Annotated in this window: 19 protein-coding genes and 1 pseudogene; 7 read left to right on the top strand and 13 right to left on the bottom strand. The window is 72.6% G+C overall.

Annotation, left to right across the window (positions count from 1 at the left end; translation table 11 throughout):
• Positions 1-30 precede the first annotated feature (30 nt).
• On the bottom strand, positions 31-819 hold the full coding sequence (locus ACIGFK_RS37185; RefSeq protein WP_386469597.1) for an MBL fold metallo-hydrolase: 789 nt from the start codon (positions 817-819) through the stop codon (positions 31-33).
• An 84-nt stretch (positions 820-903) separates the two neighbouring features.
• Here ACIGFK_RS37185 and ACIGFK_RS37180 point away from each other — a divergent pair, with 84 nt between their 5' ends.
• Positions 904-1,527: a CGNR zinc finger domain-containing protein gene (locus ACIGFK_RS37180; RefSeq protein ID WP_386469594.1), complete on the top strand. Its 624-nt coding sequence runs from the start codon at positions 904-906 to the stop codon at positions 1,525-1,527.
• 95 nt (positions 1,528-1,622) lie between these two features.
• Here the strand turns inward: ACIGFK_RS37180 and ACIGFK_RS37175 are convergent, their stop codons facing one another.
• The gene (locus ACIGFK_RS37175) at positions 1,623-2,795 is read right to left on the bottom strand and encodes a UDP-N-acetylglucosamine--N-acetylmuramyl-(pentapeptide) pyrophosphoryl-undecaprenol N-acetylglucosamine transferase (protein WP_400055398.1); all 1,173 of its coding nucleotides are present in this window, start codon (positions 2,793-2,795) and stop codon (positions 1,623-1,625) included.
• Between the two features lie 183 nt (positions 2,796-2,978).
• On the opposite strand from ACIGFK_RS37175, the gene ACIGFK_RS37170 reads away from it, so the two are divergent.
• The 3 genes from ACIGFK_RS37170 (at position 2,979) to ACIGFK_RS37160 (ending at position 5,512) form a co-directional block, all read left to right on the top strand.
• Positions 2,979-4,349, top strand: a complete 1,371-nt coding sequence (locus ACIGFK_RS37170) for a M1 family metallopeptidase (RefSeq protein WP_400055396.1) — start codon at positions 2,979-2,981, stop codon at positions 4,347-4,349.
• A 237-nt stretch (positions 4,350-4,586) separates the two neighbouring features.
• Complete coding sequence (locus ACIGFK_RS37165; protein ID WP_376662340.1) at positions 4,587-4,961, top strand: hypothetical protein; 375 nt, start codon at positions 4,587-4,589, stop codon at positions 4,959-4,961.
• 191 nt (positions 4,962-5,152) lie between these two features.
• Positions 5,153-5,512: an ArsR/SmtB family transcription factor gene (locus tag ACIGFK_RS37160; protein ID WP_376662339.1), complete on the top strand. Its 360-nt coding sequence runs from the start codon at positions 5,153-5,155 to the stop codon at positions 5,510-5,512.
• A 33-nt stretch (positions 5,513-5,545) separates the two neighbouring features.
• Here ACIGFK_RS37160 and ACIGFK_RS37155 read toward each other — a convergent pair.
• The 9 genes and pseudogenes from ACIGFK_RS37155 to ACIGFK_RS37115 form a co-directional block, all read right to left on the bottom strand.
• A pseudogene (locus ACIGFK_RS37155) lies at positions 5,546-5,800 on the bottom strand (hypothetical protein); the annotation flags it as partial.
• 205 nt (positions 5,801-6,005) lie between these two features.
• Entirely contained in the window at positions 6,006-6,512 is a 507-nt protein-coding gene (locus ACIGFK_RS37150; RefSeq protein WP_376657136.1) for a DinB family protein, read from the bottom strand.
• A 101-nt stretch (positions 6,513-6,613) separates the two neighbouring features.
• Complete coding sequence (locus tag ACIGFK_RS37145; RefSeq protein ID WP_376657137.1) at positions 6,614-6,844, bottom strand: hypothetical protein; 231 nt, start codon at positions 6,842-6,844, stop codon at positions 6,614-6,616.
• Positions 6,811-7,290 (bottom strand): hypothetical protein, encoded by a 480-nt coding sequence (locus ACIGFK_RS37140; protein ID WP_400055393.1) that lies wholly within the window; start codon positions 7,288-7,290, stop codon positions 6,811-6,813. The genes ACIGFK_RS37145 and ACIGFK_RS37140 overlap by 34 nt, the downstream gene beginning before the upstream one ends.
• 150 nt (positions 7,291-7,440) lie before the next feature.
• Positions 7,441-8,691 (bottom strand): Vps62-related protein, encoded by a 1,251-nt coding sequence (locus tag ACIGFK_RS37135; RefSeq protein ID WP_400055391.1) that lies wholly within the window; start codon positions 8,689-8,691, stop codon positions 7,441-7,443.
• 236 nt (positions 8,692-8,927) lie between these two features.
• A complete protein-coding gene (locus ACIGFK_RS37130; protein ID WP_400055390.1) occupies positions 8,928-10,076 on the bottom strand; it encodes a hypothetical protein in 1,149 nt (382 codons plus the stop codon).
• Positions 10,077-10,166: 90 nt separating this feature from the next.
• Positions 10,167-11,246, bottom strand: coding sequence for a sensor histidine kinase (locus ACIGFK_RS37125; RefSeq protein WP_386469577.1), 1,080 nt, complete (start codon positions 11,244-11,246; stop codon positions 10,167-10,169).
• Entirely contained in the window at positions 11,239-11,979 is a 741-nt protein-coding gene (locus tag ACIGFK_RS37120) for a response regulator transcription factor (RefSeq protein ID WP_400055387.1), read from the bottom strand. Before ACIGFK_RS37120 ends, ACIGFK_RS37125 begins: the two co-directional genes overlap by 8 nt.
• Positions 11,980-11,988: 9 nt before the next feature.
• On the bottom strand, positions 11,989-12,729 hold the full coding sequence (locus ACIGFK_RS37115; protein ID WP_400055385.1) for a VanZ family protein: 741 nt from the start codon (positions 12,727-12,729) through the stop codon (positions 11,989-11,991).
• A gap of 99 nt (positions 12,730-12,828) precedes the next feature.
• On the opposite strand from ACIGFK_RS37115, the gene ACIGFK_RS37110 reads away from it, so the two are divergent.
• From ACIGFK_RS37110 to ACIGFK_RS37100, 3 genes are all read left to right on the top strand, one after another.
• The gene (locus ACIGFK_RS37110; protein ID WP_400055384.1) at positions 12,829-13,539 is read left to right on the top strand and encodes a 2-phosphosulfolactate phosphatase; all 711 of its coding nucleotides are present in this window, start codon (positions 12,829-12,831) and stop codon (positions 13,537-13,539) included.
• A 377-nt stretch (positions 13,540-13,916) separates the two neighbouring features.
• Positions 13,917-15,749 carry an IPT/TIG domain-containing protein gene (locus ACIGFK_RS37105; RefSeq protein WP_386469567.1) on the top strand — a complete coding sequence of 611 codons (1,833 nt, stop codon included), beginning with the start codon at positions 13,917-13,919 and terminating at the stop codon, positions 15,747-15,749.
• A gap of 178 nt (positions 15,750-15,927) precedes the next feature.
• Positions 15,928-16,659, top strand: a complete 732-nt coding sequence (locus ACIGFK_RS37100) for an SDR family NAD(P)-dependent oxidoreductase (RefSeq protein ID WP_376657146.1) — start codon at positions 15,928-15,930, stop codon at positions 16,657-16,659.
• 92 nt (positions 16,660-16,751) lie between these two features.
• Here ACIGFK_RS37100 and ACIGFK_RS37095 read toward each other — a convergent pair whose 3' ends face one another.
• On the bottom strand, positions 16,752-17,609 hold the full coding sequence (locus ACIGFK_RS37095) for a DUF4396 domain-containing protein (protein ID WP_400055382.1): 858 nt from the start codon (positions 17,607-17,609) through the stop codon (positions 16,752-16,754).
• A 33-nt stretch (positions 17,610-17,642) separates the two neighbouring features.
• Positions 17,643-18,554, bottom strand: a complete 912-nt coding sequence (locus ACIGFK_RS37090; RefSeq protein WP_386469558.1) for a PhzF family phenazine biosynthesis protein — start codon at positions 18,552-18,554, stop codon at positions 17,643-17,645.

Genomic DNA, 18,554 nt, shown 5'->3' with positions numbered 1-18,554 from the left:
ATTCGTCGCCGCACCGGCCGTGCGGTCGGGTCAGCCGCGGTCGCCCAGGTCCAGGCGGTCGAGCAGCCCGGAGGCGGTGAAGGCGGCGACCAGTTCGTCGCGTCCCTCGGTGAAGTGCCCCCAGCTGTCGTAGTGCACGGGAACCACCCGGCGGGCGCCGAGGATCCTGGCCGCATCGGCCGCCTGTGCGCTGTCGAGGACGATCAGTGCGCCGTCGAAGAGCTGGGTGAAGCGCGGTGCTCCTGCGAACAGGATGGCGGTGTCCACCGGGCCGAACCGTCCGGCGATCTCCTCGACCAGGCCGAGGGAAGCGTTGTCGCCGCTGACGTAGACGGTGGGCAGGCCCTGTCCGGTCAGGACGAAGCCGACGACCTGGCCGGTGAACGGCTCGACCTCCTCGCGCGTCCCGGGTCCGTGGAGGGCGGGTACGCCCGTGACGGTGACCGTGCCGCCGCCGGGGCGGTCGAGGTCGACCGACTCCCAGTCGGCGAGCCCCCTGGCCCCCGCCCCCAGGCGCTTTCCGCCCCCGGGCGTGGTCAGCGTCAGCGGGACGCCGGTGAGCAGTGCCCGGCCCGACTCGTCGAGGTTGTCGGGGTGTTCGTCGTGGGAGAGCAGGACCACGTCTATCCGGCCGAGGCCGGCCGGCGCGGCGGCAGCGGGAGCCGTCTTCGTCAGCCGGCCGCCCGGGACCGGGTACTCGCGCGGTGCGTCGAAGGTGGGGTCGGTCAGGAACCGCAGACCGCCGTACTCGAAGAGGGCGGTCGGGCCGCCGAACACGCGGACCGGGAAGTGCTCGACGGGCGTGCTGGTGTCAACCATCAGAACCTCACGGATGAGTTGTGGGTTATCCGTGATGATCATAGGGGTCTCTCACGGATGGATGCAACGCGTACCATGAGAACCATGAGTGAGAGCCCGGCCGTCGAATCCATGCCACCGCCCGCGCCGGGGGCGCAGGACTACCTCGCCCTCGACTTCGTCAACAGCGCAGTCGCGCTGCCGGGAGGGCAGTTCATCGATTTCCTCGGCACTCCCGAGAGCGTCAACCGGTGGCTCACCGCACGCGGCCTCGCGCCGGCCGACGCCGGGGTCCGGGAGATGTGCGCGACGCAGCTGCGCTCGATGCGCGAGCACCTCAGGGGACTGTTCGCCGCACGCGCCTCCGGGCTTCAGCCCCTGCCCTCGGCTCTGTCAGCCGTCAACGATGCGATGAGCAAGGCACCCACGGCCGCCCTGCTGTACTGGGACGAGAAGAACGGCCCCTACCGGGTGGCGCCCTGCCCGACCAACGAGATCCTCGACCGGGCTCTCGCGACCCTCGCGGCCAATGCCGCCGATCTCCTCACCGGCCCCGATGCCGAGCGTCTCACCGGCTGCGGTTCCAGCCCCTGCAACCGCTACCTCCTGCGCAACGGACGCCGCCACTGGTGCTCCACCCGCTGCGGCGACCGTGCCCGCGCCGCCCGGGCCTACGCCCGGCGGACCCAGCCGGGAACGGAGCCGGAGACAGAGGCGACGACAGACTGAAGAACCCGCACGCCGGCGGATGTCGCCGGCGTGCGGGTGCGGTGTGCCGGTGCGGTGTGCCGGTGGCGCCGGTGGCGCCGGTGGCGCCGGCGGTGTCAGACGGCCGCCGCCAGGAGTACGTCGACGAGCCGGTCCGCGGCGTCCGGCCTTCCGTACGACCGGGCCCGATCCGCCATCGCCGTCCGCCGGGCGGGGTCCGTCAGGAGCGGGCCGACCGCGTCCTGCAGGGTCTGCGGGGTGACCTCGCCGAGCAGGGCGACCGCCGCCCCCGCGTCCGCGAGGTACTGGGCGTTGTGCGCCTGCTCGTTCCCGGCCGACGTGGCGAGCGGTACGAACACGGCGGGCTTGCCCAGCGCGGTCAGTTCGGCCAGGGTGCCCGCTCCGCTGCGGGACACCACGACATCCGCCAGGGCCAGGACGTCGGGCAGCTCCGGCCCGACGAACCCGGTCAGGTGGTACCGGGAGGCGAGGACCGGGTCGAGGGTGGAGGCGGCGGCGCGCAGCTCGGCCACGTTCGCGGGGCCGCACTGGTGGATCACGTTCGCGTGGCTCAGCAGCCACGGCAGTACGTCCCGGACGACGCCGTTGATCTGCTGAGCGCCCTGCGCCCCGCCGGTCACGTAGACCGTGGGCAGGCGCCGGTCGAACCCGGTGAGGTTCAGCGCCTGCAGTGCCTTCTCGCCGTGACCGGTGAGGACCTCCGGCCGGACCGGATTGCCGGTGACGACCGCACGGTCGCGCACCTCGGCGGGCAGCAGCGGCAGCGAGGACTCCGAGGACACCGCGATCCGCGTGGCCGAACCGGCCAGCTTCCGGTTGGCCAGGCCCAGCCGGACGGTCTGCTCGTGCAGGACGAGCGGGCGCCGGCACAGCCGCGTGGCCAGACCGGCCGGGACCGCGACGTACCCGCCCGTCGCGAGGACCACGTCCGGCTGGAACTCGGACACGATGGCCCGGGCCTGGGCCACGCCGAGCGGCACCTTCGCCATGTCCTTCACGTTCGCCGCCGACAGCATCTTGAGCGGGTTCGCCGAACGGCGGATCTTCCCCGTGGCGACCGTCTTGAACGCGATGCCCTCCGCCGGGGCGACGCGCGCCTCCAGTCCGTCGGCGGTCCCGATCCACAGGACGTCGAGCGTGCGGCCCGCGGCTGCGAGGCGGCCCTGAAGCGTACGGATCGCGGTGAGGGCCGGATAGGTGTGACCGCCGGTCCCTCCACCCGTGACGAGCAGCCGGAACGAATGCGGGAGCGCGGAGGAAGTGTTCATTCCGTGCACCCTACTTCCTGCGCCCGGCCACCCCGGAGGCGGCCGATCCCCGGGGAGAGCGAGTTGGGAGCGGGCGCGGGTATGGGCAAGGGCATGCCGGTCCCGTAGCGTCGGCGGCGCGCATGCCCATCACCACGACTGCGGGGGCGGACCATGAAACGGACCGGACGCAGAATCGCGGCCTTGGCGCTCGGGGCGCTCCTGGCGCTGACGGGGCTCGGCACCCAGGCCGCCGCGGCCGCCGTGGACGGCGGGGACGGCGCCGAGGGCCTGGCGCCCTCCCGGCCCGCGTACCGGGTCGCTCTGAGCGCGGACGCCACCGGAACCCGCTGGACCGGCCGGGAGACGGTGGCGTTCGGCAACCGGTCCGCCGAACCGCTGCGCGAAGTACACGTCCGCCTGTGGGGCAACGGCACCGACGGCTGCGGCACGCCCCGGACGCCCTCCCCGGTCCGGATCAGCCGGGTGACCGGCGGTGACCAGGGTGCCCTGTCGGTCGGGTGCAGTGCGCTGCGGATCGTGCTGTCCGCCCCGGTGCCGCCCGGCGGCCGGGCCACGGTCGGCTTCGACGTCTCGATCACCGTCCCCGACCGGCTGCACCGCTTCGGCCGGGACGGCGACCACCGCTACCTCGGGAACGCCCTTCCGGTGCTGGCCGTACGGGACGCCGGGGGCTGGCACCTGGACCCGCCCTTCGACCGCGGCGAGAGCTACTACACGCTCGCCTCCGACTTCCAGGTCACCCTCGACCACCCGGCCGCGCTGAAGGTCCCGGCAACCGGCGTCACCACCACCCGGCCCGGAGCCCCCGGCCGCACCCTCACCACGAGCACCGCCCGCCAGGTACGGGACTTCGCGTGGGCGGCGGGCCCGTTCCGCAGCGGTGCGGAGACGTCGCCGGGCGGCGTCAGGGTCCGGTCCTCCTGGACGGCCGGCACTCCGGACGCCTGGGTGACGGCCGCCCGCGCCGAGGCGCTCCGCGCCGTCGACGACCTCGGGCGGCGGTTCGGCCGCTACCCCTACGGCGAGATCGACGTGGTCATCAGCGACGGGTTCGCCCCCATCGGGAGCATGGAGTTCCCCGGGCTGGTCCTGGTCTCCCTGGACGAGACCGGCAGCGGAGTGATCCACGAGCTGGCCCACCAGTGGTGGTACGGCATCGTCGGCAACGACGAATACGCGTCGCCGTGGCTGGACGAGGCCTTCGCCACCTACTCCAACGACCTGCTCGTCGGAGACCACGGCGAAGCGTGTGCGGAGTACGTCGTCTGGGAGGACGACACCCAGGCCGTCACCAACCCGATGGACTACTGGGCCGCCTACGGTCCTGGCTGGAGCCGTTTCGTCTACTTCAACGGCTCCTGCGTGCTGCACGACTTGGAGAAGGTGCTGGGCGGCCCGGCGATGGCAAGCATGCTGAAGCGCTACGCACGCGACCACTGGTACGGGGTGTCCACGACCACCGCCTTCCAGCGCGCGGCGCAGGCGGCGACGACCACCGACCTCACGGCCTTCTGGCGCGAACACCGCATCCGCACGGGCACGGCCGCATGACGGGGAATGCGCGGGAAAAGCCCTGACCGGAAGGCGGCCGACGGACGGCGAACCGACCGCTCGCGCCGTCGGCGGCGCCGGCGGGGGAGCGCATTCTAGGGTGCGAGGGATCTTTTTCCGCCGAATACCCGTTCTTCCTGATCCTCCTGACGCCCAGTGGGTAGCGTCTGCCGTCATCACCTGGCGACAGCTTCTGAAGTCCGCCGGGGCCGTCGAGAGTCGAGGGAGCGAGTACTGATGGTGAGCGTGGAGACGTCTCTGAAGGAGGCGATGACTTCGATCGAGGGAAGCGTGGGGGCCGCGCTGGTCGACTACACGAGCGGCATGGCCCTCGGAACGCTGGGCGGGGGCAAGGACCTCGACCTGGAAGTGGCCGCCGCCGGCAACACCGACGTGATCAGGGCGAAGGCCCGCACCATGGAGATGCTGGGCATCAAGGAGGAGATCGAAGACGTACTGATCACCCTCGGCAGCCAGTACCACCTCATCCGGCTGATCAAGGGCCGAGGAGGCAATGGGCTGTTCCTGTACATCGTCCTGGACAAGGGCAGGGCGAACCTGGCCATGGCGAGGCACCAGCTCAAGCGCATCGAGGCGGAGCTGGAGCTCTAACCGTTCGTCCTGCTTCCCGGCTTCCTGCGCCCACGAGTTGAAGAAATCTTCAACTCGGCACATCTGAAAGTGATCAGCCACGGGTGGGCCGGGGCCGGGAGGCGGGAGGATGGCTGGAGCTGGACATCGCGGATCCAGCAGGGCTGGCCGCTGGACCATGAATGGTCGAACCCGGGTGGGAGTGTTGTTGCATGCAGGTGCCGCTGTACCAGGCCAAAGCGGAGTTCTTCCGCATGCTCGGACATCCCGTTCGGATCCGCGTACTGGAACTGCTTCAGAACGGCCCGGTCCCAGTGCGCGAACTGCTGAACGAGATCGAGATCGAACCGTCCAACCTCTCCCAACAGCTCGCGGTACTGCGCCGATCCGGCATCGTGGTCTCCATCCGCGACGGATCCACCGTCAGCTACGCCCTGGCGGGTGGTGACGTGGCGGAACTCCTGCGGGCAGCACGGCGCATCCTCACCGAGCTGCTGGCCGGGCAGAGCGAGCTGCTCGCCGAACTCCGGCACGCCGACACCTCGGTGCACTCGGGCCCGCCCACGATGTGACGGAACGCCCGCGCGGCCGGAACGCCTCCGGGATCAGAGGGCGATCACGGGCCGGGTGGCGAAGGACTCGCACAGGCCTTCGCCATCCGGCCCGTACGCGAACTCGGCGGCGAACGGGTTCCGGTCGGCCGTGGCCAGGGGGAGCCACCCCAGGAGTCGGCCGTAGCCACCGCAGGCCGACTCGCCGCCGTCACCGCGGTGCACCGCGGTGACGGCGCTCTTCAGCCCGGTCCGGTACGTGTCGTAGGCGATGTGCAGGCCCAGGGCGTTCAGCCGGTGCTGCGGGCCGCCGCCCGGCACCAGGGCGAACTCCTGGGCCTGCCGCTCGATCCGGGCCCGGCGCATCCGGGAACCGAGGCGCTCGACGGCCTCGACGCCGGCCAGGAGGCCACCCGCCAGATCGGCTGCCTGTGCACTGAAGGAGACATGCGCTGCAGTTTCCACGAGGCGCTGACAGCGCCCCGGGCGGCATCGTCCGGCTTCCTGCTCGCTCCTACTCGCCGACCGCTCCGTCGATCGCTTCGCGCAGCAGGTCGGCGTGGCCGTTGTGGCGCGCGTACTCCTCGATCATGTGGGTGAGCACGTAGCGGAGCGAGATCGTCTCGCCGCGGAAGTCGACGGTGTCGTCGAGTGAGGGCACGGAGGCGGTGACCGCGCGGGCTCGGGCGCACTCCTCGCGCCACGCCCCGAACGCCTCGTCGACGTCGGCGTCCTCGACGTGGAACTCGGCGAACGTGCCGCCGGCCTCGCCCGGCCAGAGCGGCGTGACGTCCTCGCCGTTCACGACGAGGCCGAACCAGCCCCGCTCGACCGAGGCCGCGTGCCGCACCAGGCCCAGGAGCGTGAGCCCCGAGGTCGGGACCGCTTTCCGCTTCAGCTGCTCGCCGGTCAGCCCGGCGCACTTCATCGCCAGGGTCGCCCGCTGGTAGTCGAGGAACGAGGTGAGCGACGCGCGGTCGTCGGCCGCCTTCGAGGGGTGTATGCGCTGGTCGTTGTTCACCGGACGATCATGGCAAGGGCCCGGAGGCCGGCCGAGCGGGGGGTTGTGATCCGCCGCCGGAGCCCGGCCTGACCGCCCGCGAGCCGGACCCGACCCTGCTGCTACGCGTCCTGCGACGGCAGGGCTCCGGCTCCGCTCCACGGGGCGGGCCGGTACGGCGCTGCGGGGGCGCCCAGTCGTGATCCCAGGCGGCAGCGCAGCTCCTCGGCGGCCTCGCGGATCTCACCGGAACGGGTCTGGTCCCCGAGGATGCCGAGCAGCACCATCACGGCCCGTGCCTCGTCCTCGCTGATCAGCTTCAGCCGGCTGTCGGTGGCCCGGTCGAGGAGCACGTCGAGAAGGTCTTCGTCTCTGTCCATGTGGGGAACAACGCCTGGATGCGCGGTGCGTCACCGGCGGGCGTGCCGTGCTCAGAGGACGCCCACCAGTACGATGACCAGGGCCGGCCGGGCGATGAAGACAGTGCCGAGGTGGACGGCGAGGACCCCTGCGCCGGTGTCAGGATGCCCGTTCCGGGGAAGGGCGCCAGCACGGACGTGGTGATCGTCGAGGACTGGGTGATGACGGTCACGCCCGTGACCGACGCCATGGCGAAGTACGCGTTGCGGCCGACGGCCTTGATCAGAACGTCGCGGGCCCTTCCGGCCATGGGGAGTTTGAGCAGCTTCCCCGGACAGCGGTCGGCGACCAGGATCAGCCCTGCGCCGATCACGATGGTGAACAGCGGACCGGGCGTGCTGCTGACGTGCGAGGTCGCGTGGAACACCGCGTGTTCCACCGGTCTGGTGGCTTCTCCGGACCAGCCCTGCGGCGGAGCGGTCGGGCTCGACTCAGCCGGCCACGAAACCCTCCCGATCGCAGGCCCCTGGAGCAGTGAAAGGGCCCCCGCGTCGCAGCGGGGGCCCTTTCAGTGGTCTTGCCGTGCCGGCTAGTCGGGGAACTCGTCGAAGTGGGTGCTGTCTCCGTGGAAGGTCAGGGGGGTGCCGACGTGGGTGCCGTCCTGGCGGGTGACCTGGATGGTGTGGTCGCCGACCCACATGGCGGCCGCCTTGTTCGGGGGCGTCGTCAGATTGTGGGTCACCGACTTGTGCTCCAGGTTCTTGGTGGCGGTGCTGCGGGAGTAGCCCAGTGCCAGGCTGTAGGTGGTGGTGACCGAGGCGCTCGCGATGCCGGAGCTGACGCCTACCTGTGCGCTGACGGAGATGCCGACTTCAGCGCTGAAGGTGTCGCTCCTGTCCTTCTCCACGCCGACCGTCACCGTTTCCGAGACGGACTGCGGGGTGCTGGTGGTGTTGTTGACGAACCGGTGCATGTACCACGAGGACAGGCGCTCGATCCGGTAGAACGGGGAGTTGGCGAGCTTCCACGACGCCGGCTTGTCGTCGTCCTTCACGGCCATGAACGGCACCCACACCGCGTTGACCGTCGTCTCCGGCGTACGGTCGGCCGGCCGGATCCTGCCCGTCAGCTTCGGGAACCCGTCCGGATGCGGCTTCTCCTCCACCGGCATCTCAATGCACAGGACCCGACGCTCCGGCGCTCCCCGGGAGGGCTCGTCCCAGCTCGATGCCGCGGTGAAGGTGTTCGGTGCGACCAGCGCCCGGTGGCCGCCGTCGCGTCCGTCCTGGTAAGCGGGCGGCACCTGATTCGCCCACACGCTGAAGTAGTCCTTCGCCCCGGTGCCCTTGTCCTCGTAGACCCACTTCAGGTCCGCCATGTGCGTGAGGTCCTCCCGCACGCACATCACGTCCGTCAGCGCGGGCTTGTCGTAGGTGTTCTCCGACATGACGCAGCCCATCGCCACGTAGCCGCCGGGCGCGACCGGACGCCAGCACGCGCCGTAGTGCTTGCCGCCGCTGCCCACGTCCTTCCACACCACGGTGTAGTCCTCGGGGTGTGCCAGCGGAGGCTTCTTGCCCTCACTCGCCTTGGCCGGAGCGTCCTTCACGCACAGCGAGACGACGTGTTCCTTGACCTTGGTGTTGGGGGTCTTGGGGTTCAGGTTCTCCGACCCCCACGCCGGCAGCGCGACCGACCCGAGCGCGTGGAAGCCCTCCGGGGGCTTGGGGTGCCAGAAGCTCACCCAGTACTTGCCGCCCGTGCTCTCGTCATCCCATCGCCAGCTGTACTGGTCGGTGAAGGCAAGTTCCAGCTCGCCGAAGACCATCGAATTGGTCAAGACTGCTCCTTTGGGCCGGTTTCATCCGGATCTAATGAGTCCTTGATCCAATTCGGTCATGCACCTCCCCCGCACAGGTACCGCCTTCACTCCCTTGGCGGGGCGCATCCTCGGGCTCCAGGGAGCACGTCCGGCGCACCAACCGGTCAGGGCACCGAGCTAAGTGGGCTGCGACCGTACAAGACCACAAGGTCCTCGCCGACCAGGGGGCCTGGTCCGACGCCGCCCGGCCGTGGTCACTGGCCCGCGGTGAGGGCCCCCGGCACGGCGTGCAGAAGCTCGAGTCGGCGCCGTACGGCTTCCGTGGCACCCGGCCGCTGCCCGGGGACCCGGAGGCGCAGGGAGACCAGGTGCGGGCCGAGCTCGCGGGCCCGGTGGGGGTCGCGGAGCTGCTGCCACTGGTGGTGGGCGCGGTCCACGGCCGCCTGGACACCGCTGCTGTCCGGGGCCTCGTGGCGGGCCAGGCGGGCATCGGCGGCCGTCATCCACAGCTCGCAGCTGCCCCCCGCGTCGCCGGCGACATGGGCCAGATCGGCCCGTACCTCCAGCCAGTGGACGGCCTCGCGGGACCCCGCGCCGTGCGTCCGTACGTTCCACCGCTCCCACTGAACGGCGAGCGCCGTCGCCTCGCCGTGGCGCCCGGCGTGCGCCATGGCGAGGATCGCGGGCAGCGGGTCCTCGGTCGCCGCCGCCGGAGCCGGTGCAGCGGGAGCCGGTGCCGCGGGTCCCAGGACGGGCGCCGGGGCGGCTTCCACGGCGAGGAGGAGTGCCCCGTCGTGGCCGGCCTGGGCGGCGGCCCTGGCATGGAGCTCGGCCGGCGGCGGGTTCAGCCCGCTGCGCCAGAGGGTGGCCACGGCCTGGAGGTAGGACGGCTCGGCGGGCCGGTTGCGGGGCGGCGGCGGTGCCACCCGGCCGTGGAGGGACATCCCGTGACCGAGCGTGAGACCGTACGCACGGATCTGTTCCCAGGCGTCGGGGGCTGCGACCAGGTCGACGATCACCCGCGTCGAGTCGGGGCGCCGCGGCTTGAGCTCGCCGGCCAGCCAGTCCCAGGGCATCCCCGAATAGCGCACGGTCGGGGGAGTGGACCGGGCCAGGGCCAGATGGAGCCGGTGCTGCCGCGCGTCGAGCTGGAGCTGCCCGGTGATGAGGAGGCTCAGCGGGCCCGCGGTGGCGGCGGCCGCGCGTACCCGGGTGAGCACCGTCTGCTGGTCCATCGGATCGGCGAGCTCGACGATCGTGCCGGCCGGGGTTCGGGTGAGGGTGCTGGGTGGGACGGCCGCGAGGGTGGGCAGGACGCTGGTGGCGTTGATGAGCCGGCTCCTGCCCGTCGGCGCGGCCGCGAGGAGCAGTGCGGTCCCCGCCGTGTTCTCGCCTTTGATCACATGAGCACCGTACGCTCTCCCCGCGCCGGCCGGGACCTGTGAAGTGCCATGAAGGCCGGGGCCGCTTGCCATCCGCACACGGCCAAGTGCCTAGCGTGCGCCGGGAAGCCGGACCGTGACGACGAGACCTCCCGCAGGGCGGGGCACGAGGTCGAGGGTTCCCCCGTGGGCGCGGACGATGCTCTGCACGAGGGCGAGACCGAGGCCGACGCCCGCGTGCTCGTCGGTGCGTACGCGTTCGGTCCCGCGCTGGAAGGGTTCCGTGAGGGTCGGTACCAGCTCCGCAGGCACCGCAGCCCCCGTGTTCTCGACCCGCAGCACGCTCGCGTCGTGCTCCGCTTCGGTGTGCACCATCACGGTGCCGCCGGCGGGGAAGTTGTGGACGACGGCGTTCTGGACGAGGTTCGTCACCAGCCGCAGCAGGAGCTCCGCGGAGCCGCGCGTGGGTGCTGCTCCGCCGGTCACGTCGAGCGCGATACCGCGCTGTTCGGCGAGGGGGAGCAGGGTTTCGGCGGCCTCTTCGGCGACGAGGGAGAGGTCGACGGTTTCGCGGGTGAAGTTCCCCCGGTCGCTGCGGCTGAGCAGCAGGAGGGCCTCGGTGAGGTCGATCGCCCGCGTGTTGACGGCCTGCAGGCGTTCGAAGACCTCGTCACGGTCGTACGCGGGGTCCCTGCGGGCGACGTCGAGCAGCGTCTGCGAGATGGCCAGCGGGGTGCGCAGTTCGTGGGAGGCGTTCGCGGCGAACCGCCGCTGCTCGGCGACGTGCGACTCGAGCCGGCCGAGCATGGTGTCGAAGGCGTCGGCGAGTTCGCGGAATTCGTCCTCGCGGCCTTCCATGCCGATCCGGTGGGACAGCGATCCGTCCCCGGCCATCCGTGCCGCGGCGGTGATCTTTGCGAGCGGCGCGAGCATCCGGCCCGCGAGGACCCACCCCCCGACGAGGCCGAACAGGAGCAGGAAGGCCATGGCCACGGCTGCGGCGGGGGCGAACATGCGCACCAGGAGGTACCGGTTGGGCGAGGTCCCCAGAAGACCCTGCGAGTTGTCGGGCACGTAGCGCAGCAGGAAGCCCCACACCACGGCCAGCAGCAGGGCGCCGGCGACGGCGAGGAACCCGGCGTAGCTGAGGGCGAGCTTCAGCCGGGCGCTGAGCCCGCGACGCCTACGCATGCGTACCGTCGGGGCGGGCGGCTCCGGGGCCGGAACCGGGGTCGAGGGCAGTACCGGGGTCCGGGCCCGGCCCGCCGGTGTCGATGCGGTAGCCGACGCCCGGCACCGTGGCGATGACCCATGGTTCGCCGAGCCGTTTGCGCAGCGCGGAGACCGTGATGCGGACGGCGTTGGTGAAGGGGTCCGCGTTTCCGTCCCAGGCCCGCTCCAGCAGCTCCTCGGCGCTGACGACCCCGCCTTCGGCGCCGACCAGGACCTCGAGCACCGCGAACTGTTTGCGGGTGAGCGCGACGTAGCGTCCGTCGCGGAAGACCTCCCGGCGGAAGGGATCCAGCCGAAGGCCCCCGATCTCGCGCACCGGCGGCCGGGCGTACGCGCGCCTGCGGTCGAGCGCCCGCAACCGCATGACGAGTTCTCGCAGCTCGAACGGCTTGGTGAGGTAGTCGTCGGCACCGAGCGCGAACCCGGACGCCTTGTCGTCGATCCGGTCCGCGGCGGTGAGCATGAGGATCGGGATGCCGCTGCCGGAGGCGACGATGCGCCGGGCGACCTCGTCGCCGGAGGGGCCGGGGACGTCGCGGTCGAGGACGGCGAGGTCGTAGGAGTTGACCCTCAGCAGCTCCAGGGCGCAGTCGCCGTCGGCGGCGATGTCGGCGGCGATCGCCTCCAGCCGCAGACCGTCACGGACGGCCTCGGCCAGGAAGGGCTCGTCCTCCACGATCAGTACGCGCATGTCCGTAGCCTAAGCAGTACGGCATATCGCCGGCGTATCCGGTGTATCCGGCGTATCCGGCGCATGCGGAGAGCCGTCCGCATCCTGCGCCGCACTTCGCCACCAGCGGCGCGACGCCAGCGCGGCGAGCACGGCGCCCGAAGCGTTGACCAGTACGTCGTCCACGGAGGACACCCGGTCCAGCTGCAGGACGTACTGGGCGACCTCGACCAGGACCGAGCAGCCGGCCCCGAGCGCCAGGATGCGCGGCAGCGATGCCAGGGCCGCGAAGCGCACCGGGGCGAAGAACCCCAGCGCCGCGAAGACCAGCAGGTTGCCGACGATCCCGAGCGGCCCCATCGTGGCCAGGTCCCGCAGCGGTACCAGGCTCACCCGGCCGGGTACGACGCCGGCCCCGGCGCCCGGCATCATGGTCAGCCACACGAACGGCACCGTCCCGTGGACCATGCCCACCTCGGCCAGCGACGTCCGCCACGCCGGTCCGGCCCCGACCCCGGCCGCACGCCGGCGGCGCGCCAGGGCCCACACCACCAGCGCGGCCGGCGGCAGCGCGACCAGCGTCATGAGCACCACGCCGTTGAACGTGTCGAAGCAGCCGTGCCACCGTCCGGCCAGGCACATCGGAGCGGACATCATGAGCGGGCGGCGGACGGCGAACACGGCGCCCGCCAGGCCGAGGACCGCCAGACCGAGGAGCACGGTGCTGCGCGTGCGGCGGGGCGGTGCCGACGGGAATGCGCTGTGGTTCATGTACCCATGGAAGACGGCGGGCCGTTGTGGCGGCGTATGTGATTTTCCATATGCCCGCGATACACGGCATCGGGCAGGGGGATGCACGATCATGATCGGATGAACGCTCGCTTCCTCGGCATATCAGAGCTGTCCGAAGTCCCCTCCGTGGCGGTCGTGGTCGACGTCATGCGTGCCTACACGGTGGCCGCCTGGGTCTTCGCCCAGGGAGCGGAGAGGATCGTTCTCGCCGGCTCCCTGGACGAGGCCCTGGCGCTCAAGGCCCGCCATCCGGACTGGGTCGCGCTCAAGGACGGTCCGCCCGCGCCCGGATTCGACATGGTCAACTCGCCGGGCCTGCTGCGGTCCGCCGACCTCCGCGGGCGCACCGTCGTGCAGAAGACCACGGCCGGGACGGTCGGCGCCCTCGCGGTCAAGGAGGCCTCGCTGGTGCTGTGCGCCGGCTTCGTGGTGGCGGAGGCAACGGCGCGGCTCCTGCGGACGCGCACGTGCGACGGCGTCACGTTCGTGGTCACCGGCGAGGGCGGGCGGGCCGAGGAAGACCTCGCGTGCGCCCAGTACATCGCCCGGAGGGCCGCCGGGGACGGGACGGAACCGGCGGAACCGGCGGAGTTCCTCCGCCGCGCTGCCGGGTCGCGGGCCGCCGCCGAGCTGGCGGAGGGAGTGCGCGAAGGAGCCCATCCCGATGACGTCGCCCTCTGCCTCGAGCTGGACCGGTTCCCCTTCGCCATGGTCGCGGCCCCGGAGGACTCGCTCATGGTCCTCCGCCCGAGCGCGGTGCCCCCGACGACCGGCGGGGTTCCGGCCTGACCGGCTGAGGGCGTGACGATCACCGTCGAGAACCAGCCGCAGTCCGACGCCGCCCCGGCACGAGTGCCCCGCACGGAACGCCCGTCCCGGGCGTGAAGCCCTAGCACATCCGCGCGAACTCGGCGTACCCGTCGGGGTTTTCGGCAGGGCCGGAGTGATGATCCGGCATTTCACGCCCGCCGTGCGTCAGCCGCTGCGATGCTTCCGCCGGTATCACGGGGCCGTCGCTCCCGCGCGCGGCCCCCGATACCGGCGAACGGTCGGCGGCGCCGTGGGGAACGGCGCTCCGGTTCGTCGTGCCGGAGCGTCCGGCCGCGGCTTCCCAGGAGTCTTCGCCTCCGGCCGCCGCCGGACGGAGCTGAGAGGGGGAGACTTCGATGTCATCGACTGCCGTGTCACGCGGGCCAAGACCCTGGTGGCGGGGCCGCCTGCTGGCGGTGGCCGCGTCGTCCGCGCTGGCCGCGAGCGGCCTGACGGTCCTGGCGGGTCCGGCGGCGGCGGAAGGGGTGTGCGCCGCCCCGGTCGTGGCGGATGCCGTCACCACGATCACCTGTACGGCGGGCGGTCCCGGCAGCCTCACCGTGCCCGACGGCGTGACCAGCGCCGTGGTCACCCTCGACGGCGCCGGAGGCGGGAACGCGTTCGACGGAACACCGGGCGGCAAGGGCGCACACCTCGTGGCGACCGTCCCCGTGACTCCGGGGGAGACGTTCAACGTCACCGTCGGCAAACGCGGCGCCGGCGCCGCCGCGAACCCGCAGTTCGGCGCGCCCGGGTCCGGCGGCGCCCTCGTCGCGGTGACCACGGCCGCCGGCGCCCCCTTGCTGACGGCCGGTTCGGGCGGCGGCGCGGGCGGTCCGGGCATCGGCTCGCCCGCCTACCCGGGAGCGGCCGGCGGCGACAGCGGCAGCGCGGGCGCCAACGGCAACGGCCTGGTCCCGGACGCGCAGGGCGGTACGGGCGGAGGCCCGGGCACCGACCTCGCGGGCGGGACGGCGGGGACCGGAGGGTTCGGCACGGACAACGAGGGCGCGAACGGCTCCCCGGGCGCCTACCCGAACGGCTCCGGCGGCTCCGCCGCGCAAGGGGTCTTCAGCCCGACCGGCGCCGGCGGGCGCGGCGGCGCCGGGTACGGCGGCGGAGGCCGGGGCGGAGCCGGCGGCCGGTACGGAACCACCGGCGGCGGAGGCGGTGGCGGAGGCGGCGGATCCAGCCTGGTCTCCGGCACGGTCCCCGGCTCACCGGTCACCCTGGCCAACGGGGCCAACGCCGGAGACGGCCGGATCGTGTTCGCCTTCCACCTCGACGCGCCCACCGTCACCGCCGTCAGCCCGGCCACCGGACTCGCGGCGGGCGGCACCGCGGTGACGGTCACCGGCACGAACCTGACGGGTGCCGCCATCACCTTCGGCGCGGGCAACCCCGCCACCGGAGTCTCCTGCACCCCGACCTCCTGCACCGCCACCGCACCGGCCGGCACCGGAACGGTGGACGTCCAGGCCACCACCCCCGGCGGCACCAGCGCGCCGTCGGCCGCGGACCGCTTCACCTACATTCCGCTGCCCGTGGTGACCTCGCTCAGCCCGTCCGCGGGCACGACGGACGGCGGTACCGTCGTCACGGTGAGCGGCACCGGCCTGAGCGGCGCCACCGCGCTCACCTTCGGACCCGGCAACCCGGCCGGCGCGCTGTCCTGCACCGCCACCACGTGCACGGCAACCGCACCCGCGCACGCCGCGGGCCCCGTCGACGTACAGGTCACCACCCCCGGCGGCACCAGCGCCGCGGTCGGCGCGGGCCGGTACACCTACCAGCTCCCGCCCGCCGACATCGACGTGGACCTGACCGCACAGCCGGGCCTGAGCCTCCTCGTCCCGTACCTCACCTACACCCTGACCGCCCAGAACACCGGCCCCGGCACGGTCACTTCGGCCACGCTCACCGCGACGCTGCCGCCGGGCTCGTCCGCCACCGCCCTGGCCCCGGGGTGCACCGCCCTGGGCGCCACCGTGACCTGCGGGTACGGCACCATCGCCGGCGGGACCGGATCCGCCAAGACGTTCCGGGTACCGCTGAGCCTGCTGTCGCTGGGCCGCGTCTCGGTCACCGCCACCCGGACGGTGTCCGCCCCGGCCGACCCCAACACGCTCAACGACGGCGCGACCGCCACCTGCACGGTCGTCTCCGTCCTCCTGGCCACCTGTCCCTGACCCCCGGACAGCGCCCGGCCCCCCCGCACATCCCCGCTGCCCCGCGAGCCCACCGGCTCGCGGGGCAGCGCCCGTTGCGGGCCGCGCGGAGGATGCCTTGACTTCGCGGGGCCGCTGCCCGACCCTCGGGCGCACCCCGGCCCGCTTCGTCAGGGACCCACAGCGCGGAGGACGACGTATGGGACAGCTCGACGGCAAGGTCGCTGTGGTCACGGGCGGTTCGTCCGGCATCGGCCTGGCGATAGCCGCCCGCTTCGTCCAGGAGGGCGCCCGGGTCTTCCTCACCGGCCGACGTGAGGCGGAACTCGCCGCGGCCGCCCAGGCCTTGGGCCCCTGGGTGATCGCGGTCCCGGGTGACGTGACCCGCGAGGCAGACCTCACCCGCCTCTACACGGCGGTGGAGGCCGGGGGCAGCCCCGTGGACATCCTGGTGGCCAACGCCGGGGGCGGCAGACCGGCCGTACTCGCCGATCTCACGGAGGACGAGTTCGACCTGACGTCGGACCTGAACTTCAAGGCGACCTTCTTCACCGTCCAGCGCGCACTGCCCCTGTTCAAGGACGGCGGCTCGATCGTCCTGCTCGGCTCGGCCGCAGGTTCCGGCGGCTCCCGGCGCTTCGGCGTCTACGCCGCGACGAAGGCCGCCGTCCGTTCGATGGCCCGCAGCATGGCCCTGGAACTGGCCGGGCGCGGAATCCGCGTCAACACCCTCAGCCCCGGCCCGATCGCGACCCCGTCCCTGGCGCAGGCCCCCGCCGGGGTCGTCGAGGAGGCGACGGGCCGGGTTCCCCTCGGCCGCCCCGGCCACCCCGAGGAGGTCGCCTCCGCCGCCCTGTTCCTCGCCTCGGACGAGAGCAGCTACATCACCGGGATCGAACTCTTCGTGGACGGCGGGGCCCGCCAGGTCTGACGGGGGAGGCGCAGCGCCGCACGGGCCGGGGCGCGGGGCTCCGCTCCATCCGACCGGGTGTGCGTTCCACCCGGAGGGAGGATGCGGCACGATCACATGGTCAGGTGCCCGAAGACGCCGGCGATCAGGATTCCGGCGCCGAAGACGAGGAAGCTGACCACCGTCATGACCGCGAGCCGGCGGCGGCCGACCCCGGCCTGCATCGTGTGGTGGCCGTGCCCTCCGGCGGGGGCGGGGCCCGGCCCGCCGGAGAGGGCCGCACCCGCCAGGGCCATCCCCGCGGCAAGGGGGACCGGCTCCGCATCGAGGACGGTCACCATGCCGTGCTTGAGCCCCCGGTCCACCAGCCACCAGTTCATGGGCAGCGCCACGAGGAAGCCGGCGCACAGGGCGATGGACATGATGAACCAGAAGGTGGGGCCGGTGGGGCTGGGGTGGGGCACGGTGTTGGTCATCCACGGGTTCATGACCGCCGTCATGCCGCCCATGACCGCGTTCATGGACAGCAGCTCCGCCATGAAAGTCTTCTTCAGCGACGCGCGGTAGCCGCCGAACATGTCCTTCATGAAGAGGGCCTGGAAGACCGTCCAGCCGAACAGGAAGCCCAGGGCGTACTCGCACAGGAGCTCGGCCCACGGCTGGAGCCCGAGGTTGTAGGTGATCACCGCCGCGACGAGGATGCCGATGCCGTCGCCGGCCACGCAGTGCATGGTCGATCCGACGACCTGCCGCCACTTCGCCGCCACGTACTGCTCGTGCGTGCCGGGCAGCGGCTCACGGCAGCTCAGCGCGTACACCAGGGCGCCGAACAGGCTGCTGAAGGCGCTGATGACGACGAAGCCCCACTTCATCACCGTGGCTTCCGGTGTTCTGCGGATGTCCACGGCGACGAAGACCACTGCGACGGCCACTTGCAGGAACCACAGCAGCATCACGCCTTCGAGCAGCACGGACGCCTCCCGTTGATCACTCCCGACAGCCTGTCAGGCCTCCCGGCAACCGGCCACTCGGAAGCCCGCGGCCGTGGCAGCACCTCCCACGCGGATCCGGACGCCCGACGGCCCGATGCGTGCCGTGGCGGTGACGGTGGCGGGGCTGCCGACCGCATCGCCCATGTCGACGGCGATGCGGGTGGTGCCGCGCCGCGCCAGGAGGGCGGCCAGGCAGGCGGTGCTGTTGGCGTTGGCGATGTCCTCCGGGACCCCGATCGACGGTGCGAACATCCGGGCCGCCAGCTCACCGGAGGGCGAGGGAGGCGAGTAGACGTACGCGCCCAGCAGGCCCAGACGGTCGCACGCGTCCCGCAGCCCGTCGAGGTCCGGGTCCACGGCGGCGAGCGCGGCGCGGCTCGGAACGGGCACCAGCAGGCGCTCCCGGCCCACCCCGGCCACCCGTAACCCGGGCGCGGCCCCGTCCGCGGCGATCCCGAGCGGCGGAAGCGCCAGCTCCCGCTCGGCAGCGGTCGGCGGGCGGAGACCGACGGGGCCGGGGTCGAAGCTCGCGGAGAAGTGCGCCCCGTTCCGCACCGCCCATCCGTCGAACGTACGTGTGGACGTCCTGAGGGTGGCCCGGTACTCCGCCCCCGCCCCCGGCCCCGCCTCGGCCCCGGCCCCCGCCCGGGAGGCGAGGAAGGCCAGGGCGGCGACCGTGCCGTGGCCGCAGGCGGGCAGCTCGCCCGCGGAGGTGAAGAATCGGATGCGGACTTCGGGCCGGGGCCGGCGGTGGACGCGGAGGAACACCGCGTGCGAGGTCCCCCGTTCCACGGGCACGCGCCGGCGGTCCTCGTCGCTCAGCCGGTCGTCGTCCGGCACCACTGCGGTGGGGCTGCCACCGGTGCCACCGGTGCCGTCCCGCAGGCATGCGCGGATGAGTGCGGTCGTCTCGGGTACGGCCAT

The sequence above is a fragment of the Streptomyces sp. NPDC085524 genome (assembly GCF_044541755.1).
Classification (GTDB): domain Bacteria; phylum Actinomycetota; class Actinomycetes; order Streptomycetales; family Streptomycetaceae; genus Streptomyces.
The sequence above is the reverse complement of the archived record's forward strand: the minus strand, read 5'-3'. Positions and strand labels throughout refer to the sequence as shown.

Excerpts from the sequence above, each read along its gene's own strand:
- ACIGFK_RS37185 (WP_386469597.1), bottom strand. The coding sequence starts at position 819 with ATGGTTGACACCAGCACGCCCGTCGAGCACTTCCCGGTCCGCGTGTTC.
- ACIGFK_RS37105 (WP_386469567.1), top strand. The coding sequence starts at position 13,917 with ATGTCATCGACTGCCGTGTCACGCGGGCCAAGACCCTGGTGGCGGGGC.
- ACIGFK_RS37090 (WP_386469558.1), bottom strand. The coding sequence starts at position 18,554 with ATGGCCGTACCCGAGACGACCGCACTCATCCGCGCATGCCTGCGGGAC.
- ACIGFK_RS37120 (WP_400055387.1), bottom strand. The coding sequence starts at position 11,979 with ATGCGCGTACTGATCGTGGAGGACGAGCCCTTCCTGGCCGAGGCCGTC.
- ACIGFK_RS37115 (WP_400055385.1), bottom strand. The coding sequence starts at position 12,729 with ATGAACCACAGCGCATTCCCGTCGGCACCGCCCCGCCGCACGCGCAGC.
- ACIGFK_RS37125 (WP_386469577.1), bottom strand. The coding sequence starts at position 11,246 with ATGCGTAGGCGTCGCGGGCTCAGCGCCCGGCTGAAGCTCGCCCTCAGC.
- ACIGFK_RS37165 (WP_376662340.1), top strand. The coding sequence starts at position 4,587 with ATGGTGAGCGTGGAGACGTCTCTGAAGGAGGCGATGACTTCGATCGAG.
- ACIGFK_RS37160 (WP_376662339.1), top strand. The coding sequence starts at position 5,153 with ATGCAGGTGCCGCTGTACCAGGCCAAAGCGGAGTTCTTCCGCATGCTC.
- ACIGFK_RS37110 (WP_400055384.1), top strand. The coding sequence starts at position 12,829 with ATGAACGCTCGCTTCCTCGGCATATCAGAGCTGTCCGAAGTCCCCTCC.
- ACIGFK_RS37100 (WP_376657146.1), top strand. The coding sequence starts at position 15,928 with ATGGGACAGCTCGACGGCAAGGTCGCTGTGGTCACGGGCGGTTCGTCC.
- ACIGFK_RS37175 (WP_400055398.1), bottom strand. The coding sequence starts at position 2,795 with ATGAACACTTCCTCCGCGCTCCCGCATTCGTTCCGGCTGCTCGTCACG.
- ACIGFK_RS37180 (WP_386469594.1), top strand. The coding sequence starts at position 904 with ATGAGTGAGAGCCCGGCCGTCGAATCCATGCCACCGCCCGCGCCGGGG.